This is a genomic window from Streptomyces sp. D2-8 (assembly GCF_023184515.1).
Lineage (GTDB): Bacteria > Actinomycetota > Actinomycetes > Streptomycetales > Streptomycetaceae > Streptomyces.
Window position 1 is genome coordinate 68,890 of sequence record NZ_JAAHBP010000010.1, and the last position, 23,911, is coordinate 92,800.

Consider the following 23,911-nt stretch of genomic DNA (forward strand, 5'->3'; position numbering starts at 1 on the left):
CGGAGCCGACCGTTCTCTTGGGTGACCGGGCTGCTGTCCCCTGCCGTCCGGTCACTTCCCTGGAGCGAGGTCCCACGACGCACGGCACGATCCGTGCGCCTCATCGCCCCAGTGAGCCACGCGTGGTTCTCTCGGGCCCGCGCCTGGCTGGCGCGGATACCGGGACCAACGAGGCGGCCCGGGGGCGGTCACGCGCCGTACGGGTGAGAGGGATGCGTACGTCTGTCCCGGGAACGCGGATCCCAAACTCGCGGGGCGGCTTCAGATCTTGCCGCGGCACAGCTCCAGCAGGGTCATCGCGAGCGCGGTGCCCGGCTTGCCCAGTGCCTCCCTGTAGTGGCCGAGGACGTCCATCTCGCGGGAGAGGTTCACGCGCCGGCCGCCGGAGGCGATCCGCGCCTCCTGGATGACGGCGGACACGGCCACCCGTTCCTGGATCAGGCCGATGATCCGGTCGTCGAGCGCGTCGATCCGTTCGCGCGCGCCGGTGATCACGTCGGCGGCCTCGGGGGTGCGGGCGCCGGTCACGTCGATGGCGGTCATGGGGGGCTCCTCGTCGTCAGGGGCTGCCCCGGGGCGGCACGGCCCGGACGACGACAGGCGCCCCGGGCCTTGTCGGCCCGGGGCGCCTGGGAAGTCGCTTGTCAGTAGCTCAAGCAGCACGACCATGGCGTCCGGCGGGCCGGATGCCATAGGTAAAGACGAACGTCTGGTGCTTGAACATGGGGGCAAGTATGCACCGCGTTCCGGGGCCGTCCAAGCCGGTTCGCATCCTGAGACGGGGCTGCCGTCCGGCACACGGAAGGAGCCCGGCGGCCCCCCGGTAGAATCGGGTGGCACAAGACCCCCGCCCCACCGCCGGAAGGCACCCCGTGTCATCAGCGACTCCCGCTGCCGCCGCCGCCGACACCGTCCTGGTCGTCGACTTCGGCGCGCAGTACGCCCAGCTCATCGCCCGTCGTGTCCGCGAGGCGCGGGTCTACAGCGAGATCGTGCCGAGCACCATGCCGGTCGAGGAGATGCTCGCCAAGAACCCCGCGGCGATCATCCTCTCCGGCGGTCCCTCGTCGGTCTACGAGGAGGGCGCGCCCAGCCTGGACCGCGCGCTCTTCGAGGCCGGCGTCCCCGTCTTCGGCATGTGCTACGGCTTCCAGCTGATGGCGCGGGCCCTCGGCGGCACCGTCGACAACACCGGCGCCCGCGAATACGGCCGCACCGACCTGCACGTCTCCAAGGTCTCCTCCACCCTCTTCGAGGGCACCCCCGCCGAGCAGGCCGTCTGGATGTCCCACGGCGACGCCTGCTCCGCCGCCCCCGAGGGCTTCTCCGTCACGGCCTCCACGGACGTCGTACCGGTCGCCGCCTTCGAGAACGACGAGAAGAAGCTCTACGGCGTCCAGTACCACCCCGAGGTGATGCACTCCACGCACGGGCAGCAGGTGCTGGAGCACTTCCTCTACCGGGGCGCGGGCCTGACCCCGTCCTGGACCACGGGCAGCGTGATCGAGGAGCAGGTCGCCGCCATCCGTGAGCAGGTCGGCGACCGTCGCGCCATCTGCGGCCTGTCCGGCGGCGTGGACTCCGCGGTCGCCGCGGCCCTCGTCCAGAAGGCCATCGGCTCCCAGCTGACCTGCGTGTACGTCGACCACGGCCTCATGCGCAAGGGCGAGACCGAGCAGGTCGAGAAGGACTTCGTCGCCGCCACCGGCGTGCAGCTGAAGGTCGTGGACGCCGAGGAGCGGTTCCTCAAGGCGCTGGCCGGGGTCTCCGACCCCGAGGAGAAGCGGAAGATCATCGGCCGCGAGTTCATCCGGGTCTTCGAGCAGGCCCAGGCCGAGATCATCGCCGACCAGGGCCCGGCCGTGGAGTTCCTCGTGCAGGGCACCCTCTACCCGGACGTCGTCGAGTCCGGCGGCGGCACCGGCACGGCCAACATCAAGTCCCACCACAACGTGGGCGGCCTTCCCGAGGACCTCGAGTTCCAGCTGATCGAGCCGCTGCGCAAGCTCTTCAAGGACGAGGTCCGCATGGTCGGCCAGGAGCTCGGCCTGCCGGAGGAGATCGTCCAGCGGCAGCCGTTCCCCGGCCCGGGCCTGGGCATCCGGATCGTCGGCGAGGTCACCAAGGAGCGCCTTGACCTGCTGCGCGAGGCCGACGCCATCGCCCGCGAGGAGCTGACGACGGCCGGCCTCGACCGTGACATCTGGCAGTGCCCGGTGGTCCTGCTCGCCGACGTCCGCAGCGTCGGCGTCCAGGGCGACGGCCGCACCTACGGCCACCCCATCGTCCTGCGCCCCGTCTCTTCCGAGGACGCCATGACGGCCGACTGGTCGCGTCTGCCGTACGAGGTCCTCGCCCGGATCTCCACGCGGATCACGAACGAGGTCAAGGACGTCAACCGCGTCGTCCTCGACGTGACCTCGAAGCCGCCGGGCACCATCGAGTGGGAGTGACCCCGAGCCCTACGTGCGCTTGATCGTGCGCAAGGGTGCGCCGGGCGTCCAGACCTGGACGACGAGGTACGTGTCGTCCTCGACGTAGGTCCGCACGACCTCCGTCAGCTCGGTGCGGAAGAGGTGGAACGGCTCCGGCGGTTCCACCTCTTCGACGTATCCGGCTTTGGTCTCCACATCGTCGACCTCGATCGCCCGGCCGCTGATCCGGACGTCGCCGCCGCCCATGCCCGTGCCCTCCCCGGGGTTCGCCTGGAGCGCGAAGCGCGGATCGCGGCGCAGGTCGAGGGCTTTGAGCGAGTCCGGCATCATGCCGAGCCACAGTTCGCCGTTCAGGAAGCGCACCTCCAGGCCGCTGGTGCGGGGCGAACCGTCCTTACGGAGGGTGGCGAGGATGTGGTGGGTGTAGGCGCCGAAGCGCTTCTCGACGGTGCCGGCCAGATCCGGTTCGGCGGTGGCGAAAGCCGCCCAGTTCGCTGTCATGAGGAGAGTGTCGCGCCGAAATCCGACATCTTCTGTCGGCTATCCGTGGGGTTGGGGAGCCAGGGGGCACACGAGTGGGCACAGGGTGCTCACAGGGGCGCTCGGGTCATCTTCACGACACCCTTCTGTTCTTCCCGGCCTCACGGACGGTAACTTCCGCCCGTACGCAGAACCAGTGCTGGAGGACCTATGAGCGGGCCCACCCCGCCCCTGCCGTTGCCCACCGACCGGCTGCGGTTCGCCATGCCGCCGATGCACGAGTCGGTCGAGGACGAGCGCCGGCACCGCAAGGAGCGGCTCGCGGGCGCCCTGAGGATCTTCGGACGGCTCGGCTTCGAGGACGGCGTGTCCGGGCACATCACCGCCCGCGACCCCGAATTCACCGACTGCTTCTGGGTCAACCCGTTCGGGATGCCCTTCCGGCACGTCACCGTGAGCGACCTCGTGCTCGCCAACCAGGACGGCCAGGTCGTCGAGGGCGGCTACCACGTCAACCAGGCGGCCTTCACCGTGCACGCCCAGGTCCACGCCGCCCGGCCCGACGTGGTCGCCGTCGCCCACTGCCACTCGGTGCACGGCAGGGCGCTGGCGGCGCTCGGCGAGCTGCTGGAGCCGATCACCCAGGAGAGCTGCGCCTTCTACGAGGATCACGCCCTCTACGACACGTACACCGGCGTCTCCGTCGACGCCGAGGAGGGGCGGCGCATCGCGGCCGTGCTCGGCTCCCGCAAGGCGCTCGTCCTGCGCAACCACGGGCTGCTGACCGTCGGCGACTCGGTGGACGCGGCGGCCTGGTGGTTCGTGTCGATGGAGCGCTCCTGCCAGGTGCAGCTGACGGCCCAGGCGGCCGGGCGGCCGGTGCGGATCGATCACCGGATGGCCGTGGCGACGCGGGAGCAGTTGGGCGGCGACCTGGTGGCGTGGATCAACTACCAGCCGATGTGGGAGGACGTCAGCCGGAGTGAGCCGGGCCTGCTGAGCTAGGCGGGCCTTCAGAAGCCCCGCAGCACCAGCGCCTTCGTCCGCGCGAACTCCTCGTCCGTGAGGACGCCGTCGCGGTGGAGCCGGCCCAGCTCGCGCAGCCGGCGCAGGAGTACGTCGTGGTGGGCGGGGGAGGGGTGCTCGCCGTCGGTGGCAGTGGCAGTGGCAGTGGCAGTTGCAGTTGCAGTGCGCGTGGACGGGTGCGGCAGCCGGGCGGTGACCGCCGCGGCGACGAGCGCGGTGAGCAGGTCCCGGCGGGCGCTGCCCCACAGGTCCAGGGCGTACGGGTCCTTCCCCGGCGGCAGTCTCGACGACACCGTCTCGCGGGTCACGAAGCGCAGGGAACCGTCCTCGTGACCGGTGGGCGGCAACCACTCGACCTGTACGAGGTCGCCCATGGTGATGATCCGCGGACCGGTGGCGCGCTTGACCCGCTCGGAGGTGTCGGCCCAGTCGATCCGTACCCGGGTGCCGTCGAAGGAGACCGTCCCGTCCGAGGTACGCACCGAGACCGGAACCGGCGGGCCGGGCAGCAGGTAGGCCTTCGCCGGGCCCTTCGGGATCCGGTCGAGAAGCAGGGCGCGCCGGATCTCCTCGGCGACGTACTCGGCGACCCCCGTCCGGTCGGCGTCCACCGTCAGCCGGTAGGGATCGGCCGCGTCCGGCAGCCGCCCGCCGGTCGCCTGGAGCAGGGGGTCGGCGCCCTCGCGCAGCCGCAACCGCAGCCGCCCGCGCCTGCGTTCGGGTTCCAGGACGATGCCGGAGACCGCCGCGAGCGGCACGGCGATCTCTCCGTACGTCTGCCGGAACAGCGGCACGGAGCGGCGCAGACCGGGCGTGATCCGGACCGTGTCGCCGTCGAAGGCCCAGGTCCCGTCACGCTGGATGATCTCGGCCATAGGGGAATTCTCCCAGCCGGGTCAACAAGGCACGCCGAACTTCACTCGTGTTGACCAAGCCGGGCGGACGCGAACCGGCTGGTGTAGGGCACAATTCGCTGTCGTCGCAGGGGAGTTGTGCAGCGGTGTTTCCGGGGTCCGGAAGGCCGGCGGTGGTTGGGTCGCGGGAAGGCGGGCGTCGGGCGTGGCGGTGCGGGAGGCGGGACAGGGCGGCGCGGACGCGGGCGGGTACGCGGGTGCGCATGCGGGTGCCTATGCCGAGGGGTACTCGGGTGGCTGTGCCGGTGGTTACACCGGTGGTCACCCGGGCGGATCCGGCGGCGCGCACGGGGGTGGGTGCGCCTGCGGGGACTGCCCGCACGGGGCGCGTGAGGGGCACCGGCGGGCCGTCGCCGCGTTCCTGCTCCGGCGTGACGAGTTCGCGGCCGGGCAGGGGCTGCCGGCCTCGGTGGCCCACTCCGCTTCGGCCTCCCGCCAGTGGGTCTCCGAGGAACTGGCCCAGTCCGCCGAGCAGGTCGCCGAGCGGGGGCGGGCCGAGGGGCAGGCCTGGCTGACGGGCCTGTGGCGGCGCACGGCGGGTGTCGTGTGGGCCGCCGTGGTGCTGTTGCTGCTCGGGCAGGCCCTCACCGCGGTCGGTGCGGGCTGGACGGCGGCGCGTACGGCCGGGCTGGCCGCGGCGCTGGTGATGGCGCTGTCACTGACCGCCGCGTCGTGGTTCCACCGGGCGAAGGGCGGGGTGCTGGCGCCGGTGATCGGTGAGGACAACCGGCTGTCCACGTCCCGTACGGTCGCCGCGGCATGGGTGGTCTTCGTGGCCTACGCGGTGCTCGTCCTCGCGGGGCGGCTGGCCGCCGCCTCCCGGCACCGGGACCGGGACGCGCTGCTCTCCGGGCTGGAACTCGCCCGGGGCGCCGGGGTCGTGACCGTGCTCGCCGTGGTGTGCGGGATCGCCGTGCTCGTGCGGCGGGTGGTCGGACTGCGGGTGCTGGGGCAACGGCTGCAGAAGGTGCGTGCCGACCGGCCACGGGCCGCCGACCTGCTCACCGACGACGCGGGGCGGGGCACCTTCGCCGACATCCAGTACGTCGTGATCAGCGCTGTCGCCCTGGTCTTCGCGGCGGTACGGCTGGCCAGGCGGCCGGAGCAGTTGCCGGACCTGCCGTGGGGACTGGCCGTGGTGGTGCTGGTGTCGGCGGCGACGTATCTGGCCGGCAAGTACGCGGAGGGCGGCCGGCCGGTCATCCTCTCCGTGGTCCGGGCCCGGGAGGCGGGTGACCTGGACGGGCCGATCCGCACCGGGGACGACATCGAGATCCGGGGCGCCGGCTTCGTGCCGCCGGGGGCGCAGGGCGCCGACCGGCTGGCCCGGATGGTCGTACGCGTGGGAGCGGTGCATGTCCACGTGCCGTTGGTGCCGGTGCCCGGCGGGTTCCGCAACCCCACGGACACGCTGCTGACGGTGCCCGTGCCGGCCGATGTGGAACCGGGGCGGGTGGAGGTGCAGGTGGTCACCGCGGCCGGGGTGGAGACGAACCGGTATGCGGTCGACGTGACGGAGTGAGTGACCCCGCCTCTGAGACACCCCGCGGCACGTGCGCGTCGAGAAATACCGTTCGCGCAGGATTGAGCGCGGTCCGTTCGTCGTACGTATGGTCTGTTGAGGGGGTCTCGGCGGCGAGAGGCGGCTAGCAGCGATGACTCACGGTATGCGCACGGACACGCACACCCCCCACTTCGGCGACGGAGGAGGCTGGCGGGACTCCGCCACCCGCTACGCCCTCCTGCCGCTGCGCGTCTTCCTCGGCGTCACCTTCATCTACGCCGGCCTGGACAAACTCACCGACAACGCCTTCATGAAGGACTCCGGTGCCGGGTCGATCGGCGACATGATGCGTGCCGTACGCGACTCCTCCGCCATTCCCGCCCTGGTCGACCTCTCGCTCAAGAGCCCCGTCGGTTTCGGCTACGCCATCGCCTTCGGAGAACTGGCCGTCGGCATCGGCACCCTGCTCGGTCTGCTCGCCCGGCTGGCCGCACTCGGCGGCGCGCTGATCTCCCTCAGCCTGTGGCTGACCGTGAGCTGGGCCTCCGACCCGTACTACTACGGCAACGACCTCGCCTACCTCATGGCCTGGATCCCCCTGATCCTGGCGGGCGCGCCGGTGCTGTCCCTCGATGCCGCGCTGCGATCGCGACGACGGCACCGAAGCGGCGGCTACCGGTAGCAGGCCGCCCACCGTCACGCCGGGTCCGCGCCCGTACGCCCGCCCTGGCGGCGTCGCCGTACGCGGCCCGTCAGGAACGCCACCGCGCCCGCCAGGCACAGCCCGCCCGTGACGAGGGGGATCGCCACGAACCACGGGGTCTCCCAGGCGCCGCCCGCGTCACCGGCGTAGAGGACGCCCGCGAGCACGAGGACGGTGCCGGCGACCAGCTTTCCGGGCTGGAACTCATGACGTAGCACGGGTCACCTCCGCCTGTCCCATGCCGACCCGGAGGTCCAGGTCGACGGTGCCGGACTTCTTGACGCCCTCGGCCGGGGAGAGGGTGATCTCCTTGTGCTGTCCCGGCTGCACGTCCACGTCCTTCGGGTCGTCGCCCGGCAGCTGGAGGTCGCCGACGCCCACCTCGATGTTCAGCCGCACGGTCACGTCCTCGGGCACGAGCACCTTGATCCGGCCCATGCCGACCTCGGCCCGCGTGGTGACCGTCTGCTTCCCCGACACGTCCAGCCCGCTCAGGTCCAGGGTGCCGACGCCGGTACCCAGGTCGTACTGCCGGCGTACGTCCGCCACCGTGGCGGGCTGCCATGTCGTGCGCGCCCAGTGGGTGTCGATGTCCTTGGGCACGGCCGCCGCCCCGGCGAGCAGGCCGGCCGTGATGATCGCCAGGAAGATCGAGCCGGCGCCGGTCCGGCCCAGGAAGGCGCTGACGGCTATGCCGAGGCCCAGGACGGCGAGCGCACAGGCCAGGCCCGTCTGCAGGCTGGTGCCGAGCGGATGCCCGTCCCATGTGCGGCTCGTGCCCAGGGCTCCCGCGAGCAGGGCCAGGAGGAAGACCCAGCCGCCGATCCAGCGGGGGCCGCGCGGCCGGGGCGGCCGGGGGCGCTGGGCGGGGATGTCCTCGTGGGTGCCGGGCTGGGTGCCGAGGCTGATGTCGACGGCTGCGGCGACATCCAGGTCGTGGGTGTCGCGGGGGCCCCACAGGTAGCCCGTGCCGCCGATGTGGGTGCCGTCCTTGACGATCGGGTCGCGCCACCAGGACGGGGAGGTGCGGAGCGCCGGTGGCGCCTGGGGCTCCGGCGGTGCGTCGGCGGCGGCCTGGGCGGCGATGGGATCGGGGCTGGGAGCGCCGCGCTGGCGCGACCAGTAACCGGCGCCCGCGAGGATGAGGGAGAGAATGACGGCGAAGGTCAGCACCCCGCCGTTGTTCAGCATCGTCAGGAATACCCCGCAGCCGACCAGCGCGAACAGCACGGCCGCCAGGGCCTGGCCGTCGACGCGGCCGGTGAGCAGTTTGCGGACCTCGTTCTCGTCCTCGTCGTCGTACGGGACGAAGAGCCAGGCGAAGCCGTAGAAGAGAAGGCCGATGCCGCCGGTGGCGGAGAGCACGGCGAGGGTGATGCGGAAGATCACCGGGTCCATGTCGCACTGCCGCCCGAGTCCGGCGCAGACACCGGCCAGGGTCTTGTGGCGGCGGTCGCGGCGGAACGCGTGCGGCGGCCCGGCCGGGACGGCTTCCTCGGCGGGGGCGGCCGTACCGGGTGCTCCTCCCTGTCCTCCCGGGTCCGCGCGCCCGGGTCCCGGACCCGTCGCGGCGTGCTCGTGATCGGTCATGGGTCCATGGTGACGGGCGCGGCGCCCCGGCGGGAGTCGGAACGACCCTGGCCGGACCCTGATATCGGCCCTGAGAGGCGGCTCGGGAAGCGTTCGAGGGGCGGTCCGCTCAGATCAGGGGAGCCTCAGGGGCCGACCCTGATGCTCCGGCCTCCCGCACGTGTGACCATCAATGGCATGTCGGAAGCCGCAAGCGCGCCCCTCCCCGAACCGCGGCCGCCGCGCAAGCTCTACCGCAGCAGTGACGGACGCTGGCTCGGGGGCGTGGCGCGGGGCCTCGCCGGGCACCTCGGGCTGCCCGTGATCTGGGTACGGCTGGTCTTCGTCGGCCTGTTCATGGCCGACGGTCTCGGCGCGCTGCTGTACGCCGCGTTCTGGTTCTTCGTCCCGCTCGGCGTCGGCGGTGTCGAGGCGCAGAAGCCGCCGACGCCGGTGGTCGCGGAGACATCGCCCGACGGCCGCCGCAGACGCGTCGCGCGCAGGCCCGACAAGGGCCAGATCGTGGCCCTGCTCCTCATGGTCGTGGTGGCCATGGTCTTCGTGGGCAATGTGAACCTCAGCGGCGGAGCGAGGGCGTACCTCTGGCCGATGGTGCTGGTCGGCGCGGGTGTCGCCCTGGTCTGGCGGCAGGCGGACAACGCCCGCCGGGCCCGCTGGGTCGAGGTCGGCCGCCGCCGGCGCACGGTCACGCTGCTGCGCTCGGTGGGCGGTGTCCTGCTGGTGACGGCCGGCGTCTCCGGCATCTTCGTCCTGCAGGGTTCCGCGGCCCACCTCGGCTCCGTCCTGCAGGCGGCCCTCGCCGTCCTCGTCGGCATAACGCTTCTCGCCGGGCCGTATCTGGTGCGGATGACGCAGGACCTCTCCGAGGAGCGCCTGATGCGTATCCGGGCCCAGGAGCGTGCCGAGGTCGCCGCTCATGTGCACGACTCGGTGCTGCACACCCTCACCCTGATCCAGCGCAACGCGGAGAACGCGAACGAGGTGCGGCGCCTGGCCCGTGCCCAGGAACGCGACCTGCGCACCTGGCTCTACAAGCCCGAGGGCACCGGCAAGGACGAGGCCGACGAACCCACCACGCTCGCCGACGCCGTGCGGCGCGACGCGGCCGAGGTGGAGGACAAGCACGGCGTGCCCATCGAGGTCGTGGTCGTGGGCGACTGCCCGCTCGACGAGAGGATCGCCGCACAGATGCAGGCCGCGCGGGAAGCAATGGTGAACGCCGCCAAGTACGGTGGCGAGGGCGGCGCCGTACAGGTCTTCGCCGAGGTCGAGGGGAAGACGGTCTTCGTGTCCGTCCGGGACCGCGGCCCCGGCTTCGACCTCGACTCGATACCCGCCGACCGGATGGGTGTCAGAGAATCGATCATCGGCCGCATGGAGCGCAACGGCGGCACGGCGCGGCTGCGCGCGGTGCCGGACGGCGGCACGGAGGTCGAGCTGGAGATGGAGAGGGCGGAGAAGACGTCATGAGCGACCCGACCGAGGCGAACGGTACGGCGGGATCGGCGGAGGCGCCCGGGCCCGCGGAGTCGGGCGGTGGCCCCGGGCGTCGCGTGCGCGTGGTCCTCGTGGACGACCACCGCATGTTCCGCACGGGGGTCCAGGCCGAGATCGGGCAGACCGAGCAGACCGGAGTCGAGGTCGTCGGCGAGGCCGCGGACGTCGACCAGGCGGTCACGGTGATCACCGCGACCCGGCCCGAGGTGGTCCTCCTCGACGTGCACCTGCCGGGTGGGGGCGGCGTCGAAGTGCTGCGCCGCTGCGCCCCGTTGATGGGCGACACCGAACAGCCGGTCCGCTTCCTCGCGCTGTCCGTGTCGGACGCGGCGGAGGACGTGATCGGCGTGATCCGCGGCGGGGCCCGCGGGTACGTCACCAAGACGATCACCGGCACGGACCTCGTGGACTCCGTCTTCCGCGTCCAGGAGGGCGACGCGGTCTTCTCCCCGCGGCTGGCCGGGTTCGTCCTGGACGCCTTCGCCTCCACGGACGCCCCGCCCGTCGACGAGGACATGGACCGCCTCACCCAGCGCGAGCGCGAGGTGCTGCGGCTCATCGCGCGGGGCTACGCGTACAAGGAGATCGCCAAGCAGCTGTTCATCTCCGTGAAGACGGTCGAGTCGCATGTCTCGGCGGTCCTGCGCAAGCTCCAGCTCTCCAACCGGCACGAGCTGACGCGCTGGGCGACGGCTCGCCGCCTCGTCTGACACCGGCGCTCACACGACCCGAGTCGCCCCCGCGTACGGCATCTCGTCCAGCGGCGCGACGCGTACCGGCGCTGAGGAGTTCGGCGCGTGGATCATGCGGCCGTTGCCCACGTAGATGCCGACATGGCTGATGCCGGCGTAGAAGAAGACCAGGTCGCCGGGGAGGAGTTCGGAGCGGGAGACGCGGCGGCCGGCGGCGATCTGGGAGTACGTCGTGCGGGGCAGGGCGACGCCCGCGGCGCGGTACGCGGCCTGGACGAGGCCCGAGCAGTCGAAGGCGTTCGGACCGGTGGCGCCCCAGACGTAGGGGCTGCCGAGCTTCTGGTAGGCGTAGGAGACGGCCGCGGCCGCGCGGGAGTTGGGCGCCTGGGACGAGACGGAGCCGGGGGCCGCGAGGGTGTCCCGGGCGCCCGTCGAGCGGGAGGCGCGGTCCTGCGATGCGCCCGGCCGGGAACGTTCCTGCACGCCGAGCCGGGACAGCAGCTGCCGTGCCGAGCCCAGCTTGCCCGTGATCGTTTCCTTGTGCTGCTTGAGCTCCGTCCGCCGCGACTTCAGCGAGGTCAGCTCGACATGGGCGGCCCCGCGCAGCTGCTCGATCTCCCGGAGCTGCTTGCGTACACGCGCGACGGCGGCGTTCTGCCGGTTGCCGGCCCGCTCGACGAACTCGGCGTTCTCGAGGTACCGGTCGGGATCGTCGGACAGCGCGAGCTGCACCGCGGGGTCGAGGCCGCCGGCGCGGTACTGCGCGGCGGCGACCGAACCCAGGTCGTCGCGGGCGGAGTTGAGCCGCTCCTCCGTGCGCGCCGCCTGGTCCTGGAGGTTCTTCAGCCGCTGCCCGGCCGCGTCGGCCTTCTCCTTCGCGCCGTTGTACTTCTCGGTGGCGACCTCCGCCTCCTGGTACAGCTTGTCCACCTTGGCCTTGACCTGGCCGGGGGTGAGCCGGGGCTCGGCGTGTCCGGTTCCGTCGAAGCCCGTCGCCGTCGCCGCGCCCGCGAGGGCGATCGTGGCGGCCGTACGGGCCTTGCCGCCACCCATCGAGCGCTGTCGGGGCTTGCGGTGCGCTGCCAACTGGAGGCCACGTCCTTTCCTCGACCGCCGACGGGTGCGTGCGGCCGCCGGGGGGAGCGGACGGGCGGCCTGCGCGTCCGGCGACGGCCCGCACAGGGGGAGCGGATCGCCGCCGGACTTTTCGGCGGTGGTGTCCGACTGCCGCCCCTGGCCCGGGCGGCGGTGGGGAGCCGGGCACCTGGTGGAGGACGCTAAAGGTCGCCGTGGCGGGCCGGTGGCAGGTGTGCGGAAGTGTTTCGAGAGGACCGGCGGTGACCGTATGCGACCGTGGTCCCGCCTTGGAGCCGTCGACTTCACTCAGCGTGATGACCGATGCGCCGAATCGTGAGCGAGTGACCGTGATCGGGTGCTATGGGGCGCATATATGCATCACCGGGCCGGTGTCGGGTGGCCTCGGGGCCCCTGATTAGGCTCCGGCCTCATGGACGTACTCATCCACCTCTTCGTCGGCCTCCACATCATCGGCATCGCCTCGCTCCTGGGCGGCTTCCTCACTCAGATGAAGGCGATGGGCGAGGGTACCGCCCGCTTCACCCCCGCGATGCTGCACGGCGCGCTCACGATGCTGGTCACCGGTGTGGTCCTGGTCGGTCTCAACCAGGCCGACGACCAGTCCGTGAACAACATCAAGATCGGCGTGAAGCTGGCCCTGCTGATCATGATCCTCGGCCTGGTCTATGTGAAGCGGGATGACGAGAAGGTGGACAAGGGCCTCTTCGGCCTGGTCGGCCTGCTGACCACGGCGAACATCTTCATCGCCGTGCTCTGGGCCTGACCCGGGCATGCCGGGTGGAGGCGAGGGCCCAGGCGGTGCATCCGAGCCACGCGGCCACCGCGATCCACAGCAGCACCTCTCCGGCGACATCGAGCCAGGGGACGTCGAGGGCGGCGGCGACCGCCAGGGCGGCCGCCGCTGTCACGGCGGCGGCGAACACGGTCGCCCACCGCCGCGCGTCGTAGCCGTGCCGGGGCCAGAACAACTCGGCGAGGAGCAGGGCGACGCAGGCGATCAGCGCGAGCACGAGCAGCGTGACGGTCGTCGTGCGCAGGGTGGCGAAGTTCTCCTCGTTCCACAGGTACAGGCGCGCGCTGTCGGCGTCGAGGAGCTTCGCCCCGGCCAGTGCGGAGACGGCCAGGGCGCCGGCCGCGAGCCAGTGGTCCCCGCGCCCCTCCTCCACCTGCCGGGGCTGGAAGCGGAACAGGGCGAAGCAGTAGAGGGCGAGTCCCAGCCAGAACAGCACCAGGGCCGCGTGGGCGAGCCAGGCCGCCGCATCGGCCGCGGCGAGCGTGGCGCCGAGCACGGCGAGCCCCTGGGTGGCCACGCAGCGCAGGAACACCGTTCCCCGCCGCCCCTCGGCCTCCGCGGCGAGCAGCACCGCCCAGAGCAGCATGCCGAGCGCCAGCAGCGCCCCGGCCAGGGTCTGCGGGCCGGCCGCGGAGAAGCCGGTGCCGAGGACGGCGGTCGCCGCCACGGCGGTGAGCGCGGCCGGCGTCTCCGCCCGCCACCCGCCGTGCGTCCGCTGGGCGAGGCCCGCGGCGGCCACCACCCAGGCCGCGCAGGCCAGGGCGAGGGCGATGCGGGAGAGGACCTCGTAGCCCGCCGAGTCGAGACCGACCGACACGATGCCGGTCGCCAGCGCATACGTCGCCCACCAGGTGGCAAACGGGGAGGGACCGGACATAGCGCCGATGCTAGAGAGCGCCGCGCGCGTTACGAGAGGGGCACGCGCGCGTGCCCCTCAAAAACGTGACGGGACTTCTGTAGGTTCTCAGCACTCTTGTCCGGTCGAGTTCTCGTGGGCTGGGCGTTCGTCATCACTTCTCATCGATTTGTCCGCGCGGTTTTCTCATTGCCGTGTCCGGTCCCTGGCGGTGGTCAGGCCGTTGGGGTGGCCCAAGAGGCGACAGGACAGCCGGCACGAGCACCCCGAACGACGTCACACCAGGACCCTGACCTGCTGTCCCCGCGTCGGACTTCAGGAGCGTGGCGAGGATCCTCACGGTCGTGGTCTTGCCCGCCCCGTTGGAGCCGAGCAGGGCGAAGATGTTGCCCCGCGCCACCTCGAAGTCCAGGCCGCGCAGCACTTCGAACTTCCCGTACGACTTCTCCAGACCCTGCACGCGAATCGCCGGACCGGCGATCGATTGGGTCACCATGGTCATTTTCCTCCTTCGCGGAGCTTTCCAGTCGGCTGTGAGGAAGCTCCTGCAGGGAGGATGGAGGGTTGACCCAGCGTCAAGGTCAAGCCGGCCCCGAACTGCGACACCGCTCTGCCTGGCTCCGTTCACTTCAAGCAGCAGCGAGTGTCTGCCCGTTTGGGCAGCAGTCGGCGATCTCGAGACTCGTGGATGTTCAAGAGAAGTGAGGTCAAGTCCCCCACATTGCCGGGTGCCGGAAAGCAGCGCGCAGGCCGTCTGCCGTGCCCGGCAGATGAGGGGGCGCCCTCGGACGGTCATGATGGGCCGCGGGAGATGAGATAGCGAGGCGGGGAACAGTGACCGATGTGTTCGACAGGGCCGTGGACGTGTTCATGGTGGCCGTGGGGCTGGGGTGCGTGGGGCTGGGATGCTGGGCCGTGCTCCGGCCGCGTCGGCCACCGGAGCCGATCCAGGGGCCTGTGTGGGGGGTTCGCGCCTGGGGGCTCGGCTTTGTCCTGCTGGGAATCTCCATCGCCGTTGAGACGGTGACCCTGATGGCTGGCGGGGAGCCGGGCCGGGTGGCGGACATGACCCGCTGGGTCGCCGGGCCGCTCGTAGTCGGCTCGATCCTGGCTGCCTTCGTCGCCCGGCGGCGGGAGCGCCGTCGGGACCGGGCCGTTCATGAGCGGCGGCCGCAGTGAACCGGTCCGCTTCCTGGAGCGAGGCGACGCTTGTGGCCGCGGCTTGCTGGGCGGTCAGCGGCCTGGGATACGGTGTGCTCGCCGCCCTCGAAGAGCCTCACCTGTCCGTTGCGCCATTCATCGGAATGGGGCTCGTCCAGTGGCTCTGGGCGCGTCACCGCTTCTGGTCGGCAGCGGTCGCAGCCGGCCTCGCAGGGGCTGTCGTGCTGTTCGGGCTCGTTGACGTTCTGCGGCTGGAGCTGAGCCGGTACGTCGCGGACGCGCTGGCCACGGGGGCCGCGGCGACCGCCTCCGTAGCCGTGCTCACCCTGGTGGGGCGCGTGAGAGGACGCCGTCGTGCCGCCGCACGGTGACCCGCCGGCGGGACGGCGCATCAGGCTGCAACCCGAGCCGGGGGCCGTCCGGCGGCGCACCGCCTGGCGTCGCGTGTGGGGGCTGTGCGCGGCTCTGACCGGTATCGCGATGCTCCTCCTCGGTGCCGCGGGGCTGTCCATCGTGCCGGGCCTGATCGAGGACGAGAAGGCGTTCGTCACCGCTACTGCGTGCACCGCCTCCCCCTCTTCCCATGACGACTGCCTGCGCTCGTTCGATGCGACCGTGACCCGTACGGTGATCAGGGAGCAGGTCAAGACATCGGAGTACACGCTGTACCTGAACGGCCCGACCCGTGTGCCCCGCAGCATCGACATGGGCGATTCGGAGCCGCTGCTCAAGCGCCTGCGTCCCGGTGACGGTGTGACGGTCACCATGTGGCGGGACTACGCGACCGCGGTACGCCAGGGCAAGGTCTCCCAGGAGACCGCCGATACCCCGGAGGGTGAGCCGGTCTTCGTGTGCGCGCTCGCCCTGGCGGTGATCTGCGGCGGCGCGTACGGCCTGTACGCGGGAGGCACGGCCGTGTCCCGGTCCCGGCGCCACGCCGTGAGGGGCCTGCCCGCCATACTCGTGACGCGGGGCAAGGAAGCGGCCGGAGCGGCGCTTTGCGCGCTTCCGGCCCTGGTCGTGGGCGACTTCACGAACGTGCCGGTCATGCTGGTGGTGTGGCTGGGGCTGCTGCCGCTGGTCCGGTGGGTCGTGCAACGGCAGCAACAGCGGAGTACCGGACGGCATGCTCGACCATGAGCCTTGGCCAAGGGCCAGCCGATCAGCTGCCATATCCTTCTGCCGTGGCGACGTAGCGGGTGCGGTCGCTTGGGCTCTTCCAGGCCAGGGCGTGCTGGGCGTCGGTGGCTGCCCATGGACCGCTCCGTCCCATGCGCCCGGGAGGGCAAGAACGCTGTGAGTGGCTCTACGGAGCGATTCTCAGCGATCTGTCGCAGACGACAGGTTGACGACAGATCGCTGAGAATCCGGCAGATCTAAAGCGGCCCTACAACTTCTCAGGCCGGGCGCACCACGCTGTGGATCGACGACTCGCCGTCGTAGTAGATCGACTCCTCGCGCACGTACGTGCCGGGCTTCGGGGCGTGGATCATCATGCCGTTGCCGATGTAGATCCCGACGTGGGTGAGGTCGTCGTAGAAGAAGACCAGGTCACCGGGCTGGGCCTGGGAGAGCGGGACCGTGGTGCCGGCGTTCACCTGGTCGTAGGTCGTGCGCGGCAGGGTGACGCCCGCGGCCTTCCAGGCGGCCTGGGTGAGGCCGGAGCAGTCGTAGGAGCCGGGTCCGACGGCACCCCACACGTACGGCTTGCCGATCTGGGCGCGGGCGAAGGCGAGCGCCTTGTCGGCCTTGGTGGCGTACGAGGAGTCGGCCGGGGCCGTCGAGGTGGACGAGCCGGAGCCCGCCGAACCCGACGACGAGGATCCGCTGTCCTGCTGCTGAGCGGCCTCCTCCCGCGCCTGCTGCTGGGCGGCCTGCTGCCGGGCCAGCTCGTCGGCCTTGCGGGCGGCCTCCTCCTGCTTCTCCTTCTCGATCGCCGCGAGCCGGGCCTTCTCCTCGGCGGTCAGCTTCGACATCAGCTCGCGCGCGTCGGCGAGCTTGCGCTGGACGGTCGCCTTGGCCGTCTTCAGATCGCCCTGCGACTCGGTGAGCGTCTCGAGGCTCTCGGTGGCCTCCTGGCGCTTCTTCATCGTCTCGGACTGCTGCGTGACGTAGTCGTCGACCGCGACCTTCTGACGGCCCGTCATCCGGTCCATCAGCTGGGTCTGGTCGAAGTAGTCCTGCGGGGTGTCCGCGAGCAGGAACGTCGCCGTGTCCGGGGCGGCGGCGCCGGTGCGGTACTGGGCGGAGGCGAAGGACCCCAGCTCCTCGCGCGCCTCGTTGAGCTTCTGGGTGCGCTTCGCGACGTCGTCGATGAGGGCGTCGGCGCGCTTGCGCTGCTTCGCCGTCTTCTCCTTGGCCGCGTTGTACTTCTCGGTCGCCGACCCCGCTTGGCGGTAGAGGTCGTCGACCTTCTTCTCGACTTCTTCCAGGCTGGGTTTGTCGTCGGCCTCGGGGGCGGCGTTGGCCGACTGGGACAGCAGAGCCACGGAGGTGAGGGCCGCCGTTGCGAGGGCGGGGGTCCGTATGCCTGCCACGCGCGTACCCGTAGGACGCGACTTGCGGTGCGACGCCAAGGGAGGCGACTCCTTCCACGTTCCGCCTACCGGGTTAGCTGTCGGGTTCGGGCGGGTGGTTCGGAAGGTTTGCCCTACGGCCGTCTCCGTACAGGGAGTCGGGCCGATTCACCCCAGGTTCACGGTTGGGTCCCCGGCTCCGGCTGCCGCTGCGGCACACCGGACTCGGCGGAGGCCGCGCGGCCCGGCGACGTTCGCCGGTGGGGGTCGTGCGGCCTGGTCGCACCGTAGCCAACTCGTGTGGCCCTTGTGAAGGTTGATGGGCGATATGCCCGATACATTTTCGTGACCTTACCTGAAAGCGTCGCCGAGAGTCATCGGTGGAGGGGTGTTGGTCATGAGTTCGTCATAATTGTGACGGCCGTAGCGGGCTGTGATCATGCGTGGATGCAGGGTGACGAGGGGCTCCTTTCGGCGATGTTCTCAGGGCGGCGGCGGGCTGTCAGTGGGGCGCCCTAGACTCGGAGAGCGATGAGCAGCCTCTTTGACGACAGCTTCCTGGCGAACCTCCAGGCCCAGCGGGGCCCCGCGGACGAGCCCCCGCCGCCACCCGAGGGCGATCACGTTCCGGAGCCGATTCCGGACGATCTGTTCGGCGGGAAGTTCGACGTGCCGCCGGACCGGGACGCCTACTACCGGGACGGCGCCCCGCGCCCGGTGGTGGACACCGCCACGCTCCTGGCGGGGCTGAACGACAACCAGCGCGCCGCCGTCGTCCACTCCGGCTCCCCGCTGCTCATCGTGGCCGGGGCCGGCTCCGGCAAGACCCGTGTGCTCACGCACCGCATCGCCCACCTGCTCGCCGAGCGGGACGTGCACCCGGGCCAGATCCTCGCGATCACCTTCACCAACAAGGCCGCCGGCGAAATGAAGGAGCGCGTCGAGCAGCTCGTCGGCCCGCGCGCGAACGCCATGTGGGTCATGACGTTCCACAGCGCGTGCGTGCGCATCCTGCGGCGGGAGAGCAAGAAGCTCGGCTTCACCTCCTCCTTCTCGATCTACGACGCCGCCGACTCCAAGCGCCTGATGGCCCTGGTCTGCCGTGACCTGGACCTCGACCCCAAGCGCTTCCCGCCGAAGTCCTTCAGCGCCAAGATCAGCAACCTGAAGAACGAGCTGATCGACGAGGAGGACTTCGCCGCCCAGGCCACCGACGGCTTCGAGAAGACCCTCGCCCAGGCCTACGCCATGTACCAGTCGCGGCTGCGCGAGGCGAACGCCCTCGACTTCGACGACCTGATCATGACGACGGTCAACCTGCTGCGCGCCTTCCCGGACGTCGCCGAGCACTACCGCCGCCGCTTCCGGCACGTGCTGGTCGACGAGTACCAGGACACCAACCACGCCCAGTACGCCCTCGTCCGCGAGCTGGTCGGCACATCCGAGCACCCCGTCGACGTCCCGCCCGGCCCGGACGACGTCCCGCCCGCCGAGCTGTGCGTGGTGGGTGACGCCGACCAGTCGATCTACGCCTTCCGCGGCGCCACCATCCGCAACATCCTCCAGTTCGAGGAGGACTACCCGGACGCGACGACGATCCTGCTCGAGCAGAACTACCGCTCCACGCAGACGATCCTCAGCGCCGCCAACGCGGTCATCGAGCGCAACGAGTCCCGCCGCCCCAAGAACCTGTGGACCAACGCGGGCGCGGGCGCCACGATCACCGGCTACGTCGCGGACACCGAGCACGACGAGGCGCAGTTCGTCGCCGACGAGATAGACCGCCTCACCGACGCGGGCGAGGCGAAGGCCGGAGACGTCGCCGTCTTCTACCGCACCAACGCCCAGTCCCGTGTCTTCGAAGAGGTCTTCATCCGCGTCGGCCTGCCCTACAAGGTCGTCGGCGGCGTCCGCTTCTACGAGCGCAAGGAGGTCCGGGACGTCCTGGCCTACCTGCGCGTGCTGGCCAACCCGGAGGACTCGGTGCCGCTGCGCCGGATCCTCAACGTCCCCAAGCGGGGCATCGGCGACCGCGCCGAGGCGATGATCGACGCCCTGTCGCAGCGGGAGAAGATCAGCTTCCCGCAGGCGCTCAAGCGCGTCGACGAGGCGTACGGCATGGCCGCGCGCTCCACCAACGCCGTCAAGCGGTTCAACATGCTGATGGAGGACCTCCGTACCATCGTCGAGTCCGGCGCCGGACCGGCCACGGTGCTGGAGGCCGTCCTGGAGCGCACCGGGTACCTCGCCGAGCTCCAGGCCTCCACCGACCCCCAGGACGAGACCCGCATCGAGAACCTCCAGGAACTCGCCGCCGTCGCCATGGAGTTCGAGCAGGAGCGCGGCGAGGAACAGCAGAGCACCCTGTCCGACTTCCTCGAACAGGTCGCGCTGGTCGCCGACTCCGACCAGATCCCCGACGAGGAGGACGGCGACGGCGTCATCACGCTGATGACCCTCCACACCGCCAAGGGCCTGGAGTTCCCGGTCGTGTTCCTGACCGGCATGGAGGACGGTGTCTTCCCGCACATGCGCGCCCTCGGCCAGACCAAGGAGCTGGAGGAGGAGCGGCGCCTGGCCTACGTCGGCATCACGCGTGCGCGGGAGCGGCTGTATCTGACGCGGTCCACCCTGCGCAGCGCCTGGGGCCAGCCGTCGTACAACCCGCCCTCCCGGTTCCTGGAGGAGATCCCGCCGACCCACGTGGAGTGGAAGCGGACGGGAGCGACCGCACCCGCGTCCTCCGGGCCGGTCTCGGCGGTGGCGGCCTCGCTGTCCTCGTCCCGCTCTCGCTCCTCGGCGTCGGGCGCCTCCGGCTTCGCCACGCGCCGCACCTCCGAGAAGCCGGTGGTGTCACTGGCGGTCGGGGACCGGGTCACGCACGACCAGTTCGGGCTCGGCACCGTCGTCGGGGTCAAGGGCACGGGGGGCAACGCCGAGGCGACGATCGACTTCGGCGACACCAAGCCGAAGCGGCTGCTGCTGCGGTACGCGCCGGTGGAGAAGCTGTAGCGCAGTGAGGTGAGCCGGTGGGCCCCCGCTCGTCCGACGGGCGGGGGCTGCCGTGACGTTACATCGGGTCGATGCCGTGGCTGCGCAGCCACGGGAGCGGGTCGATCGCCGAGCCGCCGCCCGGGCGCACCTCGAAGTGCAGGTGCGGGCCGGTGGAGTTGCCGGAGTTGCCGGAGCGCGCGATCGGGTCGCCGGCCTTCACGGTCGTGCCCGAGGCGACCGTGTAGGTGGAGAGGTGGCAGTACCACGTCTCCGTCCCGTCCTTCGCGGTCAGGATCAGCATGTTGCCGTACGCGCTGTTCCACTGCGTGCGCACGGTGCCGTCCGTCGCGGCCATCACGGTCGTGCCGTACGAGACGGGGAAGTCGATGCCGGTGTGCAGGGACATCCAGTTGATGCCGGACTGGCCGTAGGTGGCGCTGAGTCCGTGCCGCGCGACCGGCAGGGCGAACTTGGGGCGCAGCCGCTCCTTGCGGGCCGCCTCCTCCGCCGCCCGCTTCTTCTCGGCCGCCTGCTGGGCCTTGAGATCGATGCGCTCCTGCGTACGGCTGGCCCGGTCGGCGAAGTCGTCGGCGCCGGCGGAGAGGCTCTGCAGCTGTGTGTCCAGCTTGTTGTTGGCGGCGGCCGGCTTGACCGGCGGCGCGTCCGCCGCCATCGTCTGCGCCTCCGCGGCACTGTCGTCGGTGAAGCTGCCGACGGAGGCCGCGGCGATCCCCGCGACACCCATCACACACGCCGAGGGCACCGCGATGGTCATCAGCGCCGAGCGCTTGGGCGGCGTACGGCGGCGGGAACGGGAACCGGCACGCGAGGCCGCCCGCGAGGACGGGGCCGGGGTGACGTCCTCCTGGCCGTCCAGGAGCGGTGCGACGACGGGCAGTTCACCGGTGGCGGCCGGCTCGCCGTCGTCCGCGGCGTCGTCGTGGTAGCCGGCCCCGGCGGATTCGTCGTACGTGACCTGGTCGAACGTCGCGGTCTCGTGCTGGTCGAAGGTTTCGGCAGGGTGCTCGTACGCGTCGGGAGCCGGTGCGGCGGTGCCGTCGGAGTTCCACTGCGTGGCGTCGTAGGCGCCCGTGTCGAAGGTCTGCGTGCCCCAATCCCACTGCTGGGTGTGGTCGGCGGGGTTGCCCGACTGGTCGGGCTGGAGCCACGCGCCGGCGTCCCACTGCCCGGTGGCGTCGGGAGACGGCGCCTGGGACGGGATGGCCGACATCGGCTGCTGCTCGGCCGTCCAGGAGGTCGTGTCGTAGACGCCGGTGTCATAGGCGGCGTGGTGCTGGGCCGCGTACGCGTCGTAATGCACGTTCTCGTGCGTGCCGGTGGGCCAGTGGCCGGTGTCGTACGTACCGGTGTCGTGGCCGCTGCCCGGCATGTCGCCGAAGAGGGGGTCGGACGCGAAGCTCGTGGTGGCGTGCCCGGTGGCGTCGAAGCCGGTGCCGTTGGTGCCGGTGGCGTCAAATCCAGTGGCGGCGTGGTCGCCGTACGTGGTGAAGTCGCCGTACTGGGCTTCCTGGGTGCCGTACGACGCGTAGTGCGCGGAGGCGGCGTCGGAAGCCGGAGCCGGGGTCATGGTCCCCGACGGGTGACGGTCGTTCACCAACTTCTCTTTCGCCTCGACAACAGGGGCTGCCAGAGCAGTGCGGCGACTGTACCCGGCGGTACGCGGGCACGACAATCTTCCGCAGGTTTCGCGCGCGCAGGAAACGGGCATTCGGCCGTGTTTTGGCGGACTGCGGGCACGGGTTTGGCCCTGTGTTCGAAGTTTGTTCGATGTTGATCGGTGCTGCGGTGTTGAGTGACCGCTGTATGACGAGTCTCAGGCGACCGTCAGACCGTCGGTCTGTTCGGCGGACGGCTCACCCGGGTGAGCCGTGTCGAGGACCTGCCGTATGCCGTTGGCGACGGCGGGGTGGACGGGCAGGGCGAGGTGGCCGATGCCGGTCACGCGTACGTTCTGCGCCCTCAGATCGGGATGGTCGATGCAGGCCGCCTCCGGCGGGTCCATCACATGGTCAAGGTCGCTCCAGAAGCTGACGAAGTGCGTTCGGCAGTCAGGGGCGGGCAGAGTGAGCTCTTCGAGCACCGGTGAGCCGGGGCGCATCTGGCGCACGATGGGGTGCGCGTTCGCCACGGGCGCCACTCGGGTTCCCGAGTGCGGCGTGCCGAGCGTGACAAGGGTCCGCACGCGCGTGTCGCCGCCGAGCCGCTGCACGTAGTAACGCGCTATCAGGCCGCCGAGGCTGTGCCCGACGACGTCGACCTGCCTGGCACCCGTGCGCTCGCAGACCTCCTCGATGTGCCGGCCGAGCAGCTCGGCGGCGGCGCGTATGTCCCAGGTCAGCGGCGAGTAGTTGAGGGACTCGATCCGCTGCCTGCCGTGCTGGGCGAGGCTGCGGCGCAGCAGCACGAAGACCGAGCGGTTGTCGATGAAGCCGTGCAGCAGGACGACCGGGGGCTTGGCCTCCGTGGGCAGTTGGGCGGCGCCGTCCGCGGGCAGTGCCGGCACGGGGGTGCGCCGCTCCTGGGTGATGCCCGAGGGGTAGAGGAGGAGGTGCCCGGCCAGGATCGCGATCTCCAGGGCGGTGGCCTTCAGGAGAGCCAGGGAGAGTCCCGCCAGTCTGCCCGGCAGCAGGCGCTCGCAGAACGGAAGAAAGGGCAGAGCAGCCCTGGTGACCTTCATGGCCGACCTCCTGTCGGCACGCGGGAGGACGGCTTCGCCCCCCGTGTGCTCTCGTGGAAAGCAGCTGCGAAGACGGCCGACGATGACCGCAAGAGCGGCGTGAGCCGCGTGAGCTGCGGGGGCAGAGCGCGGCGTGTGGCGTGTGTGACGCCGGTGGTGCGACGGAGGTCCCCGATCGGTGGGGTGACGAGGTTCCCCGCTGGTGCGCCGTGTCTGCCCCGCGTGCTGTACGTGCGGTGCTTGCCTTGCGTGCCTTCGCCGAAGTGCCGTGTGGCCGCGGTGTGTGCTGGATGGTGCGGCGGTACGGCAACCTCGATGCGACTCCCCTTGCGCTTGTCCCATCGTGTGATTTCCCCCTCGCTCTCCACCGTGAAACTGCCGGTTGCGGGATGCTGGAGATAACGTTCGTTCACTTGCCCGGACGGTTCGGGGTGAGGTGTCCGTGCGGTGCGGCGTGTACGGCTTGCCCGATGTGTGCGGTACTTGTCGGTACGGATGGATGTAGTCGCTTCATGGAGGCAGTGATGGGTGTGGCAGCCGGTCCGATCCGCGTGGTGGTGGCCAAGCCGGGGCTCGACGGCCACGATCGCGGGGCCAAGGTGATCGCGCGGGCCCTGCGCGACGCCGGTATGGAGGTCATCTACACCGGGCTCCACCAGACTCCCGAGCAGATCGTCGACACGGCGATCCAGGAGGACGCCGACGCGATCGGACTGTCCATCCTCTCCGGAGCGCACAACACGCTCTTCGCGGCGGTGATCGACCTGCTCAGGGAGCGGGACGCGGAGGACATCCTGGTCTTCGGCGGCGGGATCATCCCCGAGGCGGACATTCCCCTGCTGAAGGAGAAGGGCGTCGCGGAGATCTTCACCCCGGGCGCGACGACGGCGTCGATCGTGGACTGGGTCCGGACGAACGCGCGCCAGCCTGCGCAGGCGTAGGCCTCCGGCGAGC

The 23,911-nt window shown here is 71.1% G+C and carries 22 protein-coding genes, 1 pseudogene and 1 riboswitch; of the genes and pseudogenes, 12 read left to right on the forward strand and 11 right to left on the reverse strand.

The genetic code is table 11. The features are described from left to right. Nucleotides 1-261: 261 nt before the first annotated feature. Entirely contained in the window at nt 262-879 is a 618-nt protein-coding gene (locus G3I77_RS20215) for a chorismate mutase (RefSeq protein ID WP_308311402.1), read from the reverse strand. On the opposite strand from G3I77_RS20215, the gene guaA reads away from it, so the two are divergent. Further along, on the forward strand, nt 873-2,453 hold the full coding sequence (gene guaA / locus G3I77_RS20220; protein WP_248505717.1) for a glutamine-hydrolyzing GMP synthase: 1,581 nt from the start codon (nt 873-875) through the stop codon (nt 2,451-2,453). The genes G3I77_RS20215 and guaA overlap by 7 nt on opposite strands. A gap of 9 nt (nt 2,454-2,462) precedes the next feature. Here guaA and G3I77_RS20225 read toward each other — a convergent pair whose 3' ends face one another. Next, nucleotides 2,463-2,936, reverse strand: coding sequence for a pyridoxamine 5'-phosphate oxidase family protein (locus tag G3I77_RS20225; protein WP_248505719.1), 474 nt, complete (start codon nt 2,934-2,936; stop codon nt 2,463-2,465). A gap of 189 nt (nt 2,937-3,125) precedes the next feature. Here G3I77_RS20225 and G3I77_RS20230 point away from each other — a divergent pair, with 189 nt between their 5' ends. Further along, nucleotides 3,126-3,920 carry a class II aldolase/adducin family protein gene (locus G3I77_RS20230; protein WP_031108514.1) on the forward strand — a complete coding sequence of 265 codons (795 nt, stop codon included), beginning with the start codon at nt 3,126-3,128 and terminating at the stop codon, nt 3,918-3,920. Nucleotides 3,921-3,928: 8 nt separating this feature from the next. Here G3I77_RS20230 and G3I77_RS20235 read toward each other — a convergent pair whose 3' ends face one another. After that, complete coding sequence (locus G3I77_RS20235; RefSeq protein WP_248505721.1) at nt 3,929-4,816, reverse strand: DUF4429 domain-containing protein; 888 nt, start codon at nt 4,814-4,816, stop codon at nt 3,929-3,931. Between the two features lie 184 nt (nt 4,817-5,000). Here G3I77_RS20235 and G3I77_RS20240 point away from each other — a divergent pair, with 184 nt between their 5' ends. Both G3I77_RS20240 and G3I77_RS20245 read left to right on the forward strand, forming a co-directional pair. Continuing rightward, nucleotides 5,001-6,377, forward strand: coding sequence for a hypothetical protein (locus tag G3I77_RS20240; RefSeq protein ID WP_248505723.1), 1,377 nt, complete (start codon nt 5,001-5,003; stop codon nt 6,375-6,377). A 133-nt stretch (nt 6,378-6,510) separates the two neighbouring features. After that, complete coding sequence (locus tag G3I77_RS20245) at nt 6,511-7,041, forward strand: DoxX family membrane protein (protein WP_248505725.1); 531 nt, start codon at nt 6,511-6,513, stop codon at nt 7,039-7,041. A gap of 14 nt (nt 7,042-7,055) precedes the next feature. On the opposite strand, the gene G3I77_RS20250 is transcribed toward G3I77_RS20245, so the two are convergent. Together G3I77_RS20250 and G3I77_RS20255 are read right to left on the reverse strand one after the other, a co-directional pair. Continuing rightward, nucleotides 7,056-7,280, reverse strand: a complete 225-nt coding sequence (locus tag G3I77_RS20250; protein ID WP_248505727.1) for a hypothetical protein — start codon at nt 7,278-7,280, stop codon at nt 7,056-7,058. Next, on the reverse strand, nt 7,267-8,652 hold the full coding sequence (locus G3I77_RS20255; protein ID WP_248505729.1) for a PspC domain-containing protein: 1,386 nt from the start codon (nt 8,650-8,652) through the stop codon (nt 7,267-7,269). Before G3I77_RS20255 ends, G3I77_RS20250 begins: the two co-directional genes overlap by 14 nt. Before the next feature lie 177 nt (nt 8,653-8,829). Between G3I77_RS20255 and G3I77_RS20260 the strand changes: the two genes are divergently transcribed. After that, the gene (locus G3I77_RS20260; protein WP_248505731.1) at nt 8,830-10,122 is read left to right on the forward strand and encodes an ATP-binding protein; all 1,293 of its coding nucleotides are present in this window, start codon (nt 8,830-8,832) and stop codon (nt 10,120-10,122) included. After that, entirely contained in the window at nt 10,119-10,859 is a 741-nt protein-coding gene (locus tag G3I77_RS20265) for a response regulator transcription factor (protein ID WP_248505733.1), read from the forward strand. Before G3I77_RS20260 ends, G3I77_RS20265 begins: the two co-directional genes overlap by 4 nt. A 9-nt stretch (nt 10,860-10,868) precedes the next feature. Here G3I77_RS20265 and G3I77_RS20270 read toward each other — a convergent pair whose 3' ends face one another. Continuing rightward, nucleotides 10,869-11,927 (reverse strand): C40 family peptidase, encoded by a 1,059-nt coding sequence (locus tag G3I77_RS20270; protein WP_248505735.1) that lies wholly within the window; start codon nt 11,925-11,927, stop codon nt 10,869-10,871. A 421-nt stretch (nt 11,928-12,348) separates the two neighbouring features. On the opposite strand from G3I77_RS20270, the gene G3I77_RS20275 reads away from it, so the two are divergent. After that, nucleotides 12,349-12,702: a hypothetical protein gene (locus G3I77_RS20275; RefSeq protein WP_248505737.1), complete on the forward strand. Its 354-nt coding sequence runs from the start codon at nt 12,349-12,351 to the stop codon at nt 12,700-12,702. On the opposite strand, the gene G3I77_RS20280 is transcribed toward G3I77_RS20275, so the two are convergent. After that, complete coding sequence (locus G3I77_RS20280; protein ID WP_248505738.1) at nt 12,680-13,609, reverse strand: hypothetical protein; 930 nt, start codon at nt 13,607-13,609, stop codon at nt 12,680-12,682. The genes G3I77_RS20275 and G3I77_RS20280 overlap by 23 nt on opposite strands. Nucleotides 13,610-13,883: 274 nt before the next feature. Further along, nucleotides 13,884-14,084 (reverse strand): annotated as a pseudogene (locus G3I77_RS20285) (ATP-binding cassette domain-containing protein); the annotation flags it as partial. Nucleotides 14,085-14,422: 338 nt separating this feature from the next. On the opposite strand from G3I77_RS20285, the gene G3I77_RS20290 reads away from it, so the two are divergent. The 3 genes from G3I77_RS20290 to G3I77_RS20300 all read left to right on the forward strand — a co-directional run bounded on the left by G3I77_RS20290 (nt 14,423) and on the right by G3I77_RS20300 (nt 15,889). Then, nucleotides 14,423-14,767, forward strand: a complete 345-nt coding sequence (locus tag G3I77_RS20290) for a hypothetical protein (RefSeq protein WP_248505740.1) — start codon at nt 14,423-14,425, stop codon at nt 14,765-14,767. A 125-nt stretch (nt 14,768-14,892) separates the two neighbouring features. Beyond that, entirely contained in the window at nt 14,893-15,120 is a 228-nt protein-coding gene (locus G3I77_RS20295) for a hypothetical protein (RefSeq protein ID WP_248505742.1), read from the forward strand. Further along, complete coding sequence (locus tag G3I77_RS20300) at nt 15,104-15,889, forward strand: hypothetical protein (protein WP_248505744.1); 786 nt, start codon at nt 15,104-15,106, stop codon at nt 15,887-15,889. The genes G3I77_RS20295 and G3I77_RS20300 overlap by 17 nt, the downstream gene beginning before the upstream one ends. A 257-nt stretch (nt 15,890-16,146) precedes the next feature. Here G3I77_RS20300 and G3I77_RS20305 read toward each other — a convergent pair whose 3' ends face one another. Continuing rightward, nucleotides 16,147-17,325, reverse strand: coding sequence for a C40 family peptidase (locus G3I77_RS20305; protein WP_248505746.1), 1,179 nt, complete (start codon nt 17,323-17,325; stop codon nt 16,147-16,149). A gap of 7 nt (nt 17,326-17,332) precedes the next feature. Next, nucleotides 17,333-17,506: riboswitch (cyclic di-AMP (ydaO/yuaA leader) on the reverse strand. Between the two features lie 290 nt (nt 17,507-17,796). On the opposite strand from G3I77_RS20305, the gene pcrA reads away from it, so the two are divergent. Continuing rightward, nucleotides 17,797-20,277 (forward strand): DNA helicase PcrA, encoded by a 2,481-nt coding sequence (gene pcrA, locus G3I77_RS20310; protein ID WP_248505748.1) that lies wholly within the window; start codon nt 17,797-17,799, stop codon nt 20,275-20,277. Between the two features lie 58 nt (nt 20,278-20,335). On the opposite strand, the gene G3I77_RS20315 is transcribed toward pcrA, so the two are convergent. Both G3I77_RS20315 and G3I77_RS20320 read right to left on the reverse strand, forming a co-directional pair. Further along, the gene (locus G3I77_RS20315) at nt 20,336-21,874 is read right to left on the reverse strand and encodes a M23 family metallopeptidase (protein WP_248505750.1); all 1,539 of its coding nucleotides are present in this window, start codon (nt 21,872-21,874) and stop codon (nt 20,336-20,338) included. 219 nt (nt 21,875-22,093) lie between these two features. After that, nucleotides 22,094-22,957, reverse strand: a complete 864-nt coding sequence (locus G3I77_RS20320) for a triacylglycerol lipase (protein WP_248505752.1) — start codon at nt 22,955-22,957, stop codon at nt 22,094-22,096. 524 nt (nt 22,958-23,481) lie between these two features. On the opposite strand from G3I77_RS20320, the gene G3I77_RS20325 reads away from it, so the two are divergent. Then, a complete protein-coding gene (locus G3I77_RS20325) occupies nt 23,482-23,898 on the forward strand; it encodes a cobalamin B12-binding domain-containing protein (RefSeq protein ID WP_234848750.1) in 417 nt (138 codons plus the stop codon). The last annotated feature ends 13 nt before the right edge of the window (nt 23,899-23,911 follow it).